The 16,502-nt window shown below is 44.8% G+C and carries 12 protein-coding genes and 2 pseudogenes; all 14 read right to left on the bottom strand.

The features are described from left to right. Nucleotides 1–9 precede the first annotated feature (9 nt). The 14 genes and pseudogenes from E4K67_RS23425 to E4K67_RS23360 all read right to left on the bottom strand — a co-directional run bounded on the left by E4K67_RS23425 (nt 10) and on the right by E4K67_RS23360 (nt 16,452). Nucleotides 10–2,193 carry an NHLP family bacteriocin export ABC transporter peptidase/permease/ATPase subunit gene (locus E4K67_RS23425; protein WP_135551193.1) on the bottom strand — a complete coding sequence of 728 codons (2,184 nt, stop codon included), beginning with the start codon at nt 2,191–2,193 and terminating at the stop codon, nt 10–12. Between the two features lie 20 nt (nt 2,194–2,213). Continuing rightward, complete coding sequence (locus E4K67_RS23420; RefSeq protein WP_135551191.1) at nt 2,214–2,696, bottom strand: hypothetical protein; 483 nt, start codon at nt 2,694–2,696, stop codon at nt 2,214–2,216. A 304-nt stretch (nt 2,697–3,000) separates the two neighbouring features. Continuing rightward, nucleotides 3,001–4,773, bottom strand: coding sequence for an MATE family efflux transporter (locus E4K67_RS23415; RefSeq protein ID WP_135551189.1), 1,773 nt, complete (start codon nt 4,771–4,773; stop codon nt 3,001–3,003). Continuing rightward, nucleotides 4,770–5,951 carry a YibE/F family protein gene (locus tag E4K67_RS23410; RefSeq protein ID WP_135551187.1) on the bottom strand — a complete coding sequence of 394 codons (1,182 nt, stop codon included), beginning with the start codon at nt 5,949–5,951 and terminating at the stop codon, nt 4,770–4,772. Before E4K67_RS23410 ends, E4K67_RS23415 begins: the two co-directional genes overlap by 4 nt. 79 nt (nt 5,952–6,030) lie before the next feature. Further along, nucleotides 6,031–7,566: an alkaline phosphatase gene (locus E4K67_RS23405; RefSeq protein ID WP_135551185.1), complete on the bottom strand. Its 1,536-nt coding sequence runs from the start codon at nt 7,564–7,566 to the stop codon at nt 6,031–6,033. An 86-nt stretch (nt 7,567–7,652) separates the two neighbouring features. Beyond that, nucleotides 7,653–7,877, bottom strand: coding sequence for a hypothetical protein (locus tag E4K67_RS23400; protein WP_135551183.1), 225 nt, complete (start codon nt 7,875–7,877; stop codon nt 7,653–7,655). A 458-nt stretch (nt 7,878–8,335) separates the two neighbouring features. Further along, nucleotides 8,336–9,052: pseudogene (locus tag E4K67_RS23395) on the bottom strand (amino acid ABC transporter ATP-binding protein); the annotation flags it as partial. Further along, nucleotides 9,049–10,620: an ABC transporter substrate-binding protein/permease gene (locus E4K67_RS23390; RefSeq protein WP_135551179.1), complete on the bottom strand. Its 1,572-nt coding sequence runs from the start codon at nt 10,618–10,620 to the stop codon at nt 9,049–9,051. The gene E4K67_RS23390 and the pseudogene E4K67_RS23395, both read right to left, overlap by 4 nt. Nucleotides 10,621–10,631: 11 nt before the next feature. Next, nucleotides 10,632–11,762 (bottom strand): glycerol dehydrogenase, encoded by a 1,131-nt coding sequence (locus E4K67_RS23385; RefSeq protein WP_135551177.1) that lies wholly within the window; start codon nt 11,760–11,762, stop codon nt 10,632–10,634. A gap of 52 nt (nt 11,763–11,814) precedes the next feature. After that, nucleotides 11,815–12,030 (bottom strand): hypothetical protein, encoded by a 216-nt coding sequence (locus E4K67_RS23380; protein WP_135551175.1) that lies wholly within the window; start codon nt 12,028–12,030, stop codon nt 11,815–11,817. 118 nt (nt 12,031–12,148) lie between these two features. Next, nucleotides 12,149–12,391 carry a hypothetical protein gene (locus E4K67_RS23375; RefSeq protein WP_135551173.1) on the bottom strand — a complete coding sequence of 81 codons (243 nt, stop codon included), beginning with the start codon at nt 12,389–12,391 and terminating at the stop codon, nt 12,149–12,151. 376 nt (nt 12,392–12,767) lie between these two features. After that, nucleotides 12,768–12,892, bottom strand: a pseudogene (locus E4K67_RS31355) (Uma2 family endonuclease); the annotation flags it as partial. A gap of 276 nt (nt 12,893–13,168) precedes the next feature. Beyond that, entirely contained in the window at nt 13,169–15,772 is a 2,604-nt protein-coding gene (locus tag E4K67_RS23365; protein ID WP_135551171.1) for an ABC transporter permease, read from the bottom strand. Beyond that, nucleotides 15,769–16,452, bottom strand: coding sequence for an ABC transporter ATP-binding protein (locus E4K67_RS23360; protein ID WP_135551169.1), 684 nt, complete (start codon nt 16,450–16,452; stop codon nt 15,769–15,771). Before E4K67_RS23360 ends, E4K67_RS23365 begins: the two co-directional genes overlap by 4 nt. Nucleotides 16,453–16,502 lie beyond the last annotated feature (50 nt).

Genomic DNA, 16,502 nt, shown 5'->3' with positions numbered 1-16,502 from the left:
TTCTTCTTTCTACTCGTTGGTGACGAGCTTTGTATAATAACCGTTTTTGTCCATTAATTCTTCATGGGTACCGCGTTCTATAACCTCACCCTTATCCAGTACAATAATTTCGTCGCAGTCCCGGATCGTGGAAAGCCGGTGTGCCACAATGATGAGCGTAATTCCGCGCTCCTTCACAGCGTGGGAGACATTATACTCGGTTTTGGCATCCAGGGCGCTGGTAGCTTCATCCATAATGATAATGGTGGGATCCTGCGCAAGAACCCGGGCAATCTCCATGCGCTGACGCTGCCCGCCGGAAAAATCTCTTCCGCCCTCCATAATTTTGTATTGATAACCGCCGTCACGCTGCATGATGTCCTCATGAAGTTGCGCATCCCGTGCCGCCAGAATCATTTCAAAATCCTCAATAGAGCTGTCCCACATCTTGATGTTATTGGCAATGGTATCCTCAAAAAGGATGATATCTTGGTCAACCACGGCAATGGAACCGGTGAAAATTTCCCGCCGAATATCATACAACGGCTTGCCATCAAAAAGAATTTCTCCGCTCCACGAGGCGTACAAGCCGGAAATCAACTTGGACAGCGTGGATTTTCCGCAACCGGACGTTCCCACAAAGGCCACACTTTTGCCCGCCTCAAGCTTCAAATTGAAATTTTTGATGATCGGGTCGGAAAGGCGGGAATAGCCGAACGTAAGGTCATTGATTTCCAGCGTTCCGGAAAGCTTCGTGTAGTCTTCCTGAATATTGTCAATTTTCGCCTTTTCTGCCAGCAGACGGTCTGTGGGGTATTTCATGACATCCTCAATGCGTTCCATACTGGTTCGCATTTCCTGCATGGACTGGCCTGCGGAGATAAATTTATCGACCGGCGACATAAAGGAACTCATAAAACCCTGAAACGCTAAGATCATACCGACTGTAAAACTCCCCTGCATTGTGAATAAAACACCAAGCATGAGGATTACTATATTCACCAGTGAGGATACCAACCCCGGCACCGCACCAAGATACTGGTTCAGCCGGATAAATTTCACCGTCTGTGAATTAAGACTGGCATGATAACCGGACCACTTCTCAAAATAACCGTTCTCCGCTCCGCTGGCCTTGATGGTTTCAATCATGTCAATACCAGTTACCGTTGCGGCGGAAAGCTTGCCCGCGTCGCGCATCTGTACGCGGGTCAGGTTAATGCGTTTATTGGAAATCACCCGCGCCACAAACATGTTGATTAAAATGGAGGACAGTCCAACCAGCGTGAGCGTCAAGCTGTAACGAATCATAACGGTTAAATAAAACACTAACATGACAAAATCCAGCACCATTGGCGCAAACTGCTGTATAATGGTGGACGCGATTCCCTGATTGCTTCCGGCACGTCCCGCAATATCTCCTGCCATACGCTGGGAGAAAAATTCCATGGGCAGACACAATAGATGCCACAAGAACGTGGCATTTGCCACGATCGCCATTTTGCCTTCGATCTTTAAACTGTAGGCAGCGTTTATAATCTGCACAATCAAGGAAACTCCGGTCAAACCCGCCAGGGCCAGAAGAAACGGATACAGCCAGTCAGGATTTTGCCCTGTCAGCAACCGATCAACAAATACCCTGGAAAATGCGGGACTGATGATTCCCAGAATGGAACTGATGAGGGTGGTCACCACCACAAAAGCGAAAGCCACCCCCGTACCGCGCAGGCGCTCCCTGGCAAACGCCCAAACGGAGCGGGGCTTTCCGCCTGCTTCAAAGCTTTCCATTGGTTCAAACATCATGCACACGCCGGTAAAGGCGCGATCAAATTCCTCCATGGGAATTTGCACGTTGCCCCGGGCAGGGTCGTTAATATAAGCGTTATTGCCCTTAAAACCGCACAGCACTACAAAGTGGTCGAAATTCCAGTGGATAATACAGGGGTACGTTCCTTCTGACCGCAAAAGCTCCGGTTCATAGCGGTATCCCTTGGCGGTCATTCCATAGCTGCGCGCAGCTTTCAGGACATTGCGGGCATTAGAGCCATCTCGAGATACGCCGCAGTCCGCGCGTACACGTTCCAGCGGCAGCCATTTACCATAATAAGCCATCACCATTGCCAGGGAAGCGGCTCCGCACTCCAGCGCTTCCATCTGCATCATTACCGGAACCTTGGCAACCCTTCCGCTAATTGGCTTGCTTGTTGTCTGAGCCATCTTGGTACTTCCTTTCTATCTCAGTTCAAAATGAAAGAAATAGGCTTTACTCTGTCAATGGTAATTACCATTTCGTAAAGTCCGTCCGGCACACCGGAAGCATTCACTTTGACCGGATAGTTCCATTCTTCCTTTATAAGAGTTTCCGCTGTAACCTGATCCGCCATGGTTTTTCTCAGATCCTCGGCGGAGTGAGGGGCACCTGAAATTTCCGAAACCGTTCTCTTCGTTCCGGCAAGCTCTGAAGTCATCCCTACCTTGAGCTTAGCGGCGGTATCACCGTCCACATAGCAGACGGCAACCCCATCCTGCACAAGGGCATTTAGCTTCACTGTGTCTAGGATCGAGCCAAATACCGACCAGATCAATACCGATATCAGCAGGATTACCACCGCCGAAAGAACAATCCAGACACTGGGACTGGATACTTTTATGTAATCGGTTAATTGTTCCGGGGAAGAAACGCGGTCAAGGCTCTTCTTTCTGAAAATGCTTTCGTTCATGCTTTTCACTCCTATAATTGTTGCTACAAATCATAAATAAATTTACCATAGGTCTTTTGACATAAAAATCACACCGGGGTGATGATTTATTAAATAATCTGGGTGCTATTCGACACACGGTGTGAGGAATTTTGTATTTGCTAGGTTTTTTATTTTCTACAGTTAAATCTGCTTAATTAAAAAACCGCAAAGAGTATGAGATTACTCCTTGCGGTTTCATCGCGCTTCATCGTGTTCTTCATCGCCTAAGTGTTTTCTACTTTTACTCGACCCTAAAGCGTTGAGTTCTTGTTTCAAATAGTGCTTAAATCCTGATAACAATGTTGTTCAAGCCAAGACTCGTCGTATAATCTACCTTCTTTGCTATCTTAGAAATCAGCTTAAGTCCCATACTCTCATCCATGTCACTGTCTTCGAATCCATTGGACGTTTCCATTGCTGCCTTATAGTACTCCAGAGGGTTAAATTTCCTGCCCCCACATCGAAAGCGCATGGTGATCATGTCTTTTCGGACAAAGATTTTCACATCAATTGAATCGTTATGATTACCTTCAAAAACATGCTTGACCATTAACAGGAGTATTTCTTCGATAGCTAAGCTTATGGCCATCGATTGTTTAGGATTCAGGCTGCAGCTTTCACAAAAGTCGCTGATTTTATCTGAACTTTCCATGACCGCCTCAACCTTGGTGCCCACTGAAAAGGAGATAAATCGTCCTTCCTCGACGTCACAGTGATTCAATAGCAGCACACCGCTCAACTCGTGCTCCTTACGGAGTGCCTGCTTAACCGTTATGGCTATTATTAGAAAGCTTAAAAGCTCACTGACCGAAAAACTAATCCAAATACCATAAATCCCCAAGGTTTGAGATAATATGTAGGCTGTTAGTATTATGAATAAGAGCCCCCTGCCGAGAGTAATCAGGTTGGCAATTTTAGTTCGCCCTATAGTCATATAATAGTAGATGAATATCTGGTTCACCATAGCTCCTACCAGGCTAATCGAACAGATCATGAGGGCAGGAACCGCTATACTCTGCTGCTCGGCAGACGCTAGGCCAAACACGACGCAGATTTGCCTTGAAAATACAGATATTAAAATGCTAAATACCACCATCGATGCCATCCCAAGTTTGACGGCAAGCTTTACTACTTTCTTGATGCTTAGCACATCATGTTCGCCGTAAAACACGCCAACCAACGGCGATACTGTTTGCGAAATCCCCGAAACAACGCCCTGCGCCAGAGTATTGATACTATTGACAAAGGCGAAGCTTGCTACCGCCACAGGTCCTCCCACAGATAAGATCAGCGTATTTAAGATAAAGGTGCTGATTACGGAATAAAAGTTGTTCAATGCGGGCGGGCTACCTACTATTACGATCCTATTGACAAGTCCTAGGGATTTGATTGAGACGAAACGAAATCCGCCTCCTTTAAAGAACAGGAATGGAAACATGATCATGACTGCGATCAGAGCACTTAAGACCGTGGCCAAGGCCAAGCCAAACATACCCATACCCATAACAACTGTAAAATATAGATCCAAGGCAATATCCAGGACTGCCATGATTAGAAACATAATCATGCCCAGATGGCCTCTTCCTTCAATCCTGAAAAAATTAAGGGGGATGTATACCGCCATAATACAAATCGAACCTGGAATCAATCCCAGGCAATACTCATAGATCATAGCATGAAGTTCTTGACCATTACTCAGAAGGTTAACAATCGGATCCAACATTATGAAGCCTGCAATGCTGATCAACCCGCCTAACATCAAAACGAGTACCGTGCTAAGCGTGAAAAGCTCATTGGCCGTTTTCTTGTTTTCTCTTCCTATGAAAACAGAGGCCATCGTGGAAGAGCCAACACATATCAAGGTTCCAATCGTTGTCAATAGTAAAAACAAAGGATTTACCATACTCATAGCAGCGAGTGCATTACTACCCAACACTCTTCCTGCGATGATATGATCAACCATAAAACTGATATTCCCTCCCAGAATAGCTAATATGGACGGAACCAAGTACCTCTGAAAGCTTTTATTGATCAAGTAATGATTATCTTTCATCATCCTTCATAATCCCTCTTCATCCTATCGCTATATACCCGATTATTTCCCCTGACTGTCAGCAAAAGACCGCTGGTTAATGCTGTAAAAGGCCCCACTGACACCAATCCAAAGCTTCCTACGATGATCTCTATTATCTCAGCCGATACATATTTATAATTCAGGATATTGTAAATGGGAGTGCCTTGAGCCATGAACACCATAATCAGAGCGATAGATCCTCCCGAATAAGCCAGCAATAGAGTTGTCGTCATAGTTCCCATGGCTGCCCTTCCTACATTAAAGCCGGACATTGCTGCCTCTCTCCAGCTTATTTCCGGTTTCTTTTGCACCACTTCATTTACGGCAGAGGTTATATCCACTGCCAGATCCATGACTGCTCCGGAGGCACCGATAAAAATACTGGCCATAAATACCTGGGTCAGATTCAAATTCTGGTAACCGCTATATAAAAGGCTCTCCGAATTCGACATGATGGCGCCGTGGATAAGAAACTGTTTTGTAAATATCACTCCCAGAATACAGGTCACAAACATACCCAGGGCAGAACCCGATACAGCCGACACCATTTTTCTGTCAAAGCCATAGACCAGGGACAGGGTAATTACGATTATCATTAACGTGACTGCCAGACCGACATAGATGGGATTATATCCATTCAGGTAGGAAGGTATCAATACCTTCCATATCAGTAATACCGTTATTGCAAAGGATAAAATTGCCCTTGCTCCCGTTTTTCCGGCCACCAGGATTAAAAACAGCGCAAAGCATAGCACCAAGATGATTTCTTTGTTCAAACGGTAATGATCGATCATATTAACGGAGAGAATGGTATCCCAGCTATAATCAATGACTACCAGGGCTCTGTCTCCCTCCTTAAAAATTTTATCTGCTTCCAGCGAACCGTTTAGCGCATTATAACCGCTTGTTACCTGACCTTTAAACCTTCCTCCCAGAAGCTTTATCTCACAGGTCTGCTCCCCCGAACGAATTAGACCAGTGTCAATAACAGTATCATTATTGACGGAAAGAACTTCCGCCTGGCACCGATCGGTGCCCTTATAGATCACAGCACCCTCATAGCCTGTCGGCAATATAATTAATATAAGAAATAGAATCAGGCATATAAAAGCAGGCAATAATTCCTTTCTTTTTTCAATGAATAATTTTTTTAGACTCATGCCATATCCTTTCTGAATTCAACCATCGGGTTTCAATTACAGAATATTTCAGGAAATCAATCCCGGCCGGACTATTTCATTATTTTACATTCAACAGCCCCGCCAGATTATTGTAAATATCCGTATTATCATAATAGCCGACAAACATGTCCTGACCCACACCCTTGGCAAATACTCCTACTGGAAGACCCGTATGGGAATAGGAACTGAAGCTGATACCCGACTTATTATTTAATAAATGGGTAATTGTTACGGTAAGCGGTTCATAGGAACTGTATAATATGTATTCCCCCTGTGTCAGCTGTTCTCCGGTGGAAAGCATTGTTTTGGTATATGCATTCTTTAATAAGGAAAGCTCATAGTCCGTCAGAACCAGCTTCTCATTTTGTGCCGCATCCTTATCCTCACTTGTCATTAAGCCAAAATTATTCTTAATATCCACCAGTACCTCACTGAAGGGAGTATTGTTCTTTTTATAGCCTGCAACATAATCGGCATCAAATTTAGCATAGGAGATCTTCTGATTCTGCAGGTTTTTCAAATAGGTATCATAATTCGTACCTGCATAACCAATGGTAAGTCCCCCTGTCTCATGGTCTCCGGTAACAAGAATCAGAGTTTCCTGGGGATGTTTATCGTAAAAGGCCACAGCTTCCTTTACCGCATCGGAGAGAGCAACTGTATCGCTGATGCTTGAACCTGCATCGTTTGCATGACCGGCCCAGTCAATCTTACCGCCTTCCACCATCATAAAGAAGCCAGTATCATTGGTCAGTACTTCTATGCCTTTCTTAACATAATCCGCCAAGGCCCATTCGCTGTCTTTTCTGTCCTTTTCGTAGGATAAGGAATCACTGTCTGCCAGGGTTTCACCGATAATAATGGACTTGCCGTCCTTCTGCGTCAAAGCCTCGGCTACCTTTTCGGTTGTTATGACATGATAGCCTGCCTCCTTTGCCAAGTCATAAATACTGGTCTGATCTTTCTTGGCTCCCGTAGGCTCCTTTAAAGCTCCTCCGGCAAAGTAATCAAAACCGCTTGTCACCATTTCCTTTCCGATTCCATAATAATTGTTGCGGCTGACCTGGTGGGCGTAAAAGGCGGCCGGTGTGGCGTGATTGATATTAACGGAAGATATGATGCCAATCTTATAGCCTAACTGCTTTTTTAATTTTTCGGAAATAGTTTCATAGGAAATGGTCTTTGTCTCATCCATATTGACTACAGCGCTGTAGGTTTTGTGTCCCGTTGCAATGGAAGTGGCCGACGAAGAGGAATCAGGACAAAACGAGCTGGAATCAAAGGTTGTTGCAGATCCGGAAACCGGAAATTCCATAAAGGACAAGTCCTTGCCTCCCTTTAATATTGTGGTACCGGATGACTGGCTGACAGCTCCCAGATAATACGAAGCTGCCTGGATCTGAGGGTAGCTCATACCGTCACCAATAAATAAAAACACATACTTTGGCGCACGTTCCACGCTTGCCGCTGCCTTCACATTCTTCGCGGTAACAGCTACTGCATCGGAATCCTGCCTTCCGGTAATAAAAACAGATGTAGCCACAATTGCAACCACTACCACGACAGTCAATAATCTCTTCCATACTTTCTTCATTCTTGCCTCCAGTCTTGCACAGTCCTTAAAATCAATGACTCCCTGCAGTAATCTGGTCCATCTCCTCATCGGTAAGTTCAATCCATCTACTTTTGCTTTATCCAGAGATCATAGTACCACACAAAAGAACCACCACATTTGCAATAGAGTAGTCGATTTAGACCACCAACACAATATTTCGCTTCTTTGTGGCAATGTGGGCAAGTTAAATAAGCATATTCATTATGATCAAGTCCATACCCCCCCGATGCCTTTTCGGTCTCTTCATCTGAAAGCGCAATGGCTTTTGTTTTTTTAATTTCTTCGTTCATGACTGTTTCCTCCTTTTTAAGGCTTTCATCTATTGATTCGCATAAGATGCAAAAGTGTTAGGCTATTTTTGAATAGCAGGGGTTAAAGACAGATTTCACAGTACGACTAGCAAAGTATTTTTGCCTTCCCTATGAGTTGAGGAAAGCTCCTTTGCATACTTTTCAATAATGGCAAGCGGCAGTTCGCCGGAGGCAGCGGATTTCAGGTCATAGACCTCTCCCTCAAACTCTGCCTGCACCGTAACCTCTCCGCTTGCATCTGAATATTCAACCGTAAGCGCAATCTGCGCATCGGGAAAGGTCCTGAGCAGGATGCCGGAAAGGAGCTCCTCGCAGACCAGCTGGACATTCATGATCCGCCTTTCGGTAAACATCTGCTTTGTCAAAAAGCCTTCCACCCTGGCCTGCAGCTCATATAGGTCAAAGCTTTTCCCCTGAACGTCATACGCAAAGGAGGAAATCTTTTTGATAAATGCCCTCGTTTTAGGTTTCTGCGGAGCGTCAAAGATCTGTGTCGGCGTGCCGTCTTCATAAATGCCTTTGTCGTCCATGTAGAACACCCTGCTGGACACATCTCTGGCAAATTTCATCTCATGGGTGACAATCATCATGGTCATGCCCGATGCAACGAGCTTGCGGATAACTGCCAGAACCTCGCTGACCATAGTGGGGTCCAGCGCGGAGGTCGGCTCGTCAAGCAGCACGATTTCTGGTTTCATAGCAAGGGTCCGAGCGATGGCGGCACGCTGCTTCTGCCCACCGGACAGCTCATCGGGAAACGCCATTGCCTTTGCTCCCAGACCGACCATTTCCAGAAACCGAAGTCCCTCTTCATAGGCCTGCTGACGGGGAAGCTTTAACAGACTGAGCGGAGCCAGCATGATATTTTCAATAATCATCAGATGCGAAAACAGATTGAAGGACTGAAACACCATACCCATTTTCTGCCGTAGCCTGCACACGTCTGCCTTTTTGGCGAGAATATTCTGCCCGTCAATGGTGATTTCACCTGCCGTCGGCTTTTCCATAAGATTGATGCAGCGCATAAAGGTCGACTTCCCGCAGCCGGAGGGCCCGATGATCGAAATAACCTCGCCTTTTTTTATTTCGGTGCTGATATTTTCCAGAACTCTTAAATCTCCAAAGCTCTTTGATAAATTGTTTATTTGAATCATACCGCTTCCTCCTTCCCTGCAGGGACGGACGGGCGAACTCCCTTTACAATCCGCTTGCGCTGCTTTGGATCAATCCTCAGTTCCACTCTGCCCAGCACAAAAATAAACAGATAGGTAAGGACAAAATAAATGAACGCCGTGGCAAGCAGGGGAAAGAAGGCGTCAAAGGTACGGCTGCGGATGATATCGCTCATTTTCGTAAGATCCTGAATGGCAATATACCCGACCACCGAGGTCATTTTCACCATGCTGACAAACTCCCCCTTGTAAATTGGAAGGATGTGCCGCAGCGCCTGAGGTAACGTCACCTTAAAAAAGCCTGCGTACTTTGAAAATCCCAGCGCGTAGGCAGCTTCCAGCTGTCCCTTGTCGGTAGCATCAATGGCCATGCGGAAGATTTCAGACGCATAGGCCGCAAAGTTGATAGAAAACCCGACGACCGCAATCAGCACTGGGTCAATATCGACCTTAGCAAACAGGATATAATATAAGATCATCAAAAGCAGCACAATGGGTATACCCTGTATCAGCCGGATATAGATCTGTGCGAGCCCGGACAAAAGCTTAGTGCGGGAGCGGCGCATGGCGCAGACGAGTACACCCAGAAGACTGCCGAACAGAACGGACAGCATGGAAATGATAATGGTTACCCACAGCCCCTGCAAAATCAATTTGTAGCGATCCTCCACAAGGAATGTCTTACGGAAGCTGTCTTTTAAGGAAGCTAAAAACGTCTCGCCGGAAGCCGTTCCCACATAGTCCGCGCTTTTCACTGTCGCCACCGACGAAAATGTCGACATGGGTGATAAAAACCGTATGGACTTGGCACGTTCTTCCGAATGAGCCAGATTAAATGCCAAATCGATCTTTCCGGAAGCAATCCCTGGAATGATTCCGGAAAAATCCATGACCACCAGCTTCAGTTTCATGCCCAACTCGTCAGCCAAAAGCTGTGCCAAATCCACTTCTTGGCCGACCAGTTCGTTATTTTTATAATAAGAGGATGGATAGTCATCCCCCTGAACGCCCACAATCATTGTTCCGTTCTCACCGTTATGGTTCACGGTCGAAAGCACCTTGGCCGCCTCGTCACTCCCCGACCATTTCTTTTCAATCCTGTCAATGGTTCCGTCCTTCAGAAAACGCTTGATTACCGCATCCAGCTTATCCCCCAGCTCCGTATTGTTCTTGTTTACCCCGACAGAAGCAAAAATCTCGGCATAAGACGGAAGCATTGTCAGTCCCGGATTTTCATGAATGATTTCTTTCGCCACAGCATCGTTGCTCAGCAAGGCATCAATCTTGCCCGCCTTAAGTGCCTCCAGCATGGGGGAAAATCCACTGAATTCATATTCCACGGCCTTATAGTGCGGACGGAAATTTTCGATGTGAATCATTCCGGTGATAAACCCGACCCGCTTGCCGTTCAGCTGTTCGTTGGACGTAATGCTTTGAGCGGAAGTGTCGTCACTGACACTGTGGATCAATTCTGTCTGTTGCCTGGAACAGGCGCACAGCAACAGCATCACAGCAACGCTCATCATCAAAAGAAATCCTGTCCTTCTCATTTGTCGCCTCCTCACTTACAGGCTTTATAGGTTCTGCCGGTTTTGTCGGCGGCCAGAATGCAGGCCGCCACACTGTCAGGCTGAACTGGAAAAGGCATATTATGAATGTTAGAGCCCTGCGCGCAGGCAATGGCAGCAATCTCTGACAGCTTTTCGGCAGACAACTCCTTTATGCCGATATCCTCCAAGCAGACCGGCAATCCCACCTCCAGGCAAAAGCGGATGACCGTATCCAGTTCCTCCTTGGGAGCGTTTTCCAAAATAAGCTGGCAGATGGTTCCGAAAGCAACTTTCTCGCCGTGATAATGGGCATGGGGTTCAGGCACCGCAGTCAGTCCATCGTGAATAGAATGTGCAGCCGAAAGGCCGCCATTTTCAAATCCCAGGCCAGAAAGCAGAGAATTGGCCTCCACTATATTCTCAAGAGATGGGGTGACCACGTTCAATTCACAGGCCTGTTTTGCCCTTAAGCCGTCGGAAAGCAGTGTTTCATAGCAAAGCCTTGCCAGAGCCATGGCGGTTCTCGTGGATTTTGCGGGCGGGCAGAGCGCTTCTCCGGCACCACAGGGCAGCCCGGCAAACACGTCAGCACAAGATCTTTCGCAGGAGCGCGCCTCAAAAAAGGTTGCCAGCGCGTCGCCCATGCCTGAGACTAGAAGTCTAACCGGGGATTTTGCAATGATATCCGTATCCACCAGCACCACATCCGGATTCTTGGAGAAGAAAACATATTCCTCAAACACGCCGCCGTCGGTATAGACCACTGCCAGATGGCTGGTTGGCGCATCGGACGCTGCGTTTGTTGGGACGATAATCAGCGGTTTCCCGTCGGCAACACATTTGGCGGTGTCAATTGCTTTTCCGCCGCCCAAACCGACGGTACAGTCGCAGCCATTTTCTTGTGCCCGCTCACGCAGGCGGGCAATTTCTGCTTTAGAGCATTCTCCGCAAAAATCGGTGGTTACAAAGGTAACCTTGAATTTGTCAGCGGTTTTTTCAATGGTTTCCCGAACGCGCGCATAACCGCTTGTACTGGCAACCAGCAACGCTCTGTCCCCAAAGGCTTTGACAAAATAACCGAGATTTAAAAGTTCTCCCTCTCCCTGCACATATTTGGAGGGGGTGATAAATGCTTTTCTCACGTTGAGACCTCCCTGTTTTTTCCTTACATTATTGCTTCAAGCTCTAAGGATTTTAACGAGGTCCGCCGTGGTCCTTGCCCGGGGAGGCTGTTGAATAAATTAATGCACTATCATAGCTACCACAGTCTGGGCATTTTGCAACATCAAGATCATATTTGCATCCGCAATTCCTACATTGTTTTGCGATTGGAGTTACTTGGCCACCAGCTGCTGCTTTTTCGATTTCCTCATCGGAAAGCTCGAGCACTTTTTTATCATTTTCAGACATAACTGTTTCCTCCTTACATTCTTGCTATTGGCTTGTTGTTCCTGATTGCTGTGAGCTCAGTGAGTTTCAGCGTGGTCCCCCGTGTTTATCGGGGTCACCAGGTGGATAAGGCTCCTCCTTATAATCTACGAGGAGTGGTTGAATCGTACCTCTCATACCCGCAATATGGGCAAGGCGGTATTTTCCCCTTCGTCTTATAGACATATGTGTAAGTTTTTAAACAAGACGGGCATTTAGCTGGTTTATCCGGACCATCTTTTACTACGTCTCCATCAATAATAGATGTAGTATTACCGCCCGCCACTTTTCCGACGTCCTCATCAGTAAGCTCTTCGGCTTTGTTCTTAATTTCTTCGTTCATGACTGCTGCCTCCTTTTTAAACTTTATGAATACCGATATCTAATCTATTGATTCGCCTAAGATTCAAAAGTGTTAGGATATTTTTTAAACTAATTCTAATATGCGGTTGTCGCTTTCGTTCATACTTTTCACTCCTATATTTGTTGCTATAAATCACAAATAACTCTACCATAGGTCTTTCGACAGAAAAATCACACCGGGGTGATGATTTTTTAAATAATCTACGTGCTATTCGACACACGGTGTGAGAAATTTCCCACTTGGAAAAACCGAATGGAACACGACCCAAGGCAATTACCCGAACAGCAAAAGGGACTCCACTAACTACGGCGGAGTCCCTTTTGCTATATTTATAATGTCTAGTACACTAACCAGCTTTTTGATCAGGTTCGACAATCCAATACTCCTGAACACCGGCTTTTTCGTATTATTAAACTTTATTACCCTGTCCATTTTTACTAAAGAAGGAGAAATAATTTCAATGATCATTTCTGGGGCCCCGTTTTAGTAGTAAACAATCTCCTTTACTGAATTACATCCAATTAATGGTATTATTGTGACACATTGGCTCATCATTCTCAATCGATAAATGTTATCAGTGGGACGACGTACCTGTCCCCTTCCAGCATCAATCGCGGACATTTATGTTTGTCATTCCGATAGTTCAATTCTCAGCAAAATAACAAGCATCCCAAACTCGTCAAACAAACTCCCCCATCAAAACATAGAGATGATAAGGTAAAGACATGAAGACTCAATAGCCTAAATCTACAGGGCCTAGATATTCTCCTGCTTGAGTGCATCAATAATGTTTTCCTTTTTAACTTTGGCGCTGGAGTACAGCATTGCGGAACTGACGATGATAAACACGGCCGCAATAACATACAAAATACTTAGCCAAGGAAGGGCGAAGCTATAGCTAAAGCTGTTCATCAATGACCTATGGATTAAATACATCACAACTATGCTGATCGGCAGGCCGTAGAACAAGGACTTGATTCCATAAAAAATACTTTCATAGTTTATCATTTTACTAAAGCCTTTTGGGGTCATCCCCACCGATTTTAGCATCGCAAATTCTCGTTTTCGCAGGGAAATACTCGTCGAGATCGTATTGAAAATGTTGGCAATCGAAATCGCCGTAATTAATACGATAAAGCCATAGGTAAACACCGACATTAACAGAATCATCTGCTCTTCATTTTGTCTACCTTGGTAAACATTATAAATACGAAGATTGTTCTCATTCAGATCCTCAATTTGATGTTGAGTTGCTATTGGATCAGTACTTTTCAGTAAGAGTTGTGTTTGCAAGTTGGGAATCTCTTGCTCATCCATTAATTGATCCAGGATTTGCTCAGAGACAATAATAGTTAGCCCGCCTACTCCTGCTGGAAAGACGCCCATCGGAGCTTGATTTGTCAAGGCGGCAATTTCTAATTGATTTAAATGCCTCTCTTCTTTTGTCTCCCCCCCAACAGGATAGAATAAATCAATCGTTTCACCTATTTTAGTATTTATGGCCTTTGTTTCTACATATTTTCCCGCTTCCCTATCCTTATAAGGGATGGTATCTATCACAATTCCAGTTAAATTTTTCGGATTTACTAGTTGTTCGTAATCTACACCAATCTCCACCGCGTATGCTTTCAGATTCTCATCATTCAAAGCATGTATATCGATGTCGTAACGATATTTTCCGTTCTTAAGCATACTCTTATCTTCATTTACTTGCGCGTGCAATTCCTTAGCCATCGATTCTTGGTTTACCCAAGAGTTCAACGTTAAATCTCTCATAAGACTATAATCCGTTACATTATCTAGGGAAGCAATTGATTTCATCAACTGATCAACTGTATCGGTATATTCACCTACCATTGATACTTGAATATCAAAATTCACGCCATCCTGTGAGAGTTCCAGAGATTTTGTTAAATTGGCGGTGAAAAATGATACTGCTAAAAACAGAACGATGCTTATGACAAGTGAAAATACTGTTGCTTGGTACCGGCGTTTGTTTCTTTTTAAGTTTTTTAAGCCTATTTCTGCTTCGATTCCGAATAGCTTGCTTATGAACTTTGATGTTTTGACTGCTTTACCTGTCAGCTTAACATCAGCTGTTTGTCGAATCGCATCAATAGCAGAGATTTTAGATGCCTTTCTGGCTGGTAGATAAGCTGAAATGAAGATTGTCATCATTGAAATTACACAGGCAATCAAAATCGACAAGGGGGTTACGGACACCGTTAACGTTGGTGCTCCTCTTAATGACCCTTGGATCAGCGGGTTAATGAACCAAAAGGTAATGCCCATTCCGCCAAGACCACCAATGATTCCAAGCGGGATACTGATCAAACCAATGATTGCTGCCTCAAATAACACCGAGTTTCTTTTCTGCCTTTTCGTAGCCCCCACGCTGGAGAGCATACCTAGATGACGGGAACGTTCTGACACGGAAATAGCGAAGGCATTATAGATTAACGAAACAGCGCCTATAATAATGATCCCCATAATGACCGCTGAGAGTGAATATATAGTGCTACTCAAGTTATCGTTATTCGTGACCCCATAATAGCGCAATAAATTATTATTAAATTGGATCTTATCGATTTGAATTTGGTTCTTCTTAGCTAGCCCTTCTGCATGAGTGTATAGTGAGCTTTTAACCTTTTTTAGTACAACCGAGGCATTTACTGTCTCATTTGCTCCTATCATGCTTTCATCGATATAGGTTATAATCGTATACCCCGGCGCCCATGTTGGTTCCCAGGTAGGTCGTTTGATGACTCCTACAACCGTGTAGCTCTTAGTTAGACTACCTTTTAATGTTTCGGTTTTTGTACCATTCTCTAATTGTAATGGGGCACGCTGAAAAAGTTCTTGAACACTGTCTTTGTTGAACCGTTTACCAATATCAAGTGTTAAGCGATCCCCCATCTCGTAGTTTACTTTGGCATTTTCAGCAATTTCTTCTGAAATCACAACTTCATTATTTGCCTTCGGAAGTCGCCCTTGACTCAATTCAATGGGAAACTGTTCAAACCCTTGGGCATTATACTCCTTGACAAATAAATAGGGCTTATTTTTATTTTGTCCTCCTTCTAAAAGAGCAAAGCCACGGTCTCTGGAGATGACAAGGGCTTTCGTTGCTTCATCGTTTTTTAGCGCTTCGAGCTGCTCCTTGTTCACATCTTGGTAAAGGACATGCCATTCTCCTTCACTGGCAATCGTTTGTCTTTGCAATAATTCCATAAAAGAGACACTAATAGTTGCCACAGCCGTTACCATGGCGACGGAAATAATAACTCCAAGAATTGTGACAAGGGTTCGTCGTTTGTTTTGCTTCAAATGTCTTAGCGTTAGTTTATTAATAATGTTCATCGACGAAGCACCTCATCCTTAGTGATCCGCCCGTCTTCTATGGTCATGATTCGATCTGCCTGTAAGGCTATACGCTCATCATGGGTAATGACAATCAGGGTTTGGCGAAATGTTTTATTGAACATTTTAAGAAGCTCAATAATTTCATGGCTGCTTTTGCTGTCAAGATTTCCTGTAGGTTCATCCGCCAACATGAGTGCAGGATTATTTATTAAAGCTCGTCCTATCGAAACTCTTTGCTGTTGACCCCCTGAAAGCTGATTGGGCAGATGGTTTAAGCGCTCGGTTAAACCCAGGGTGCTGATTATTTCCTTAAGTTGTCCTTTATCCGCCTTGCGCCCGTCCAACAATAACGGCAGGGTAATATTTTCCTCAACACTCAGAACGGGGATAAGGTTATAAAATTGATAAATAAGACCGATCTGTCTGCGTCTAAAGATGGCCAGCTTTGTTTCGTTAAGGGCATAAACATCTGTATTTTCAATGAATACCTTGCCGCTTGTGGGCGTATCCACACCACCCAAGGTATGCAACAGGGTCGATTTCCCTGAACCTGATGGTCCAATAATTGCAACAAATTCACCTTGGTTTACAGAAAACGAAATATTATCAAGTGCCTTGACGGCGGTTTCACCCTTACCATAGATCTTAGACAGATTTTCTACTCTTAATATTTCCATACTAACTCACTCCTTTTTCTATAATGTTAGTATAGCTGCCTAATATAACT

The sequence above is a fragment of the Desulfosporosinus fructosivorans genome, from assembly GCF_004766045.1.
GTDB lineage: Bacteria > Bacillota > Desulfitobacteriia > Desulfitobacteriales > Desulfitobacteriaceae > Desulfosporosinus > Desulfosporosinus fructosivorans.
The sequence above is the reverse complement of the archived record's forward strand: the minus strand, read 5'-3'. Positions and strand labels throughout refer to the sequence as shown.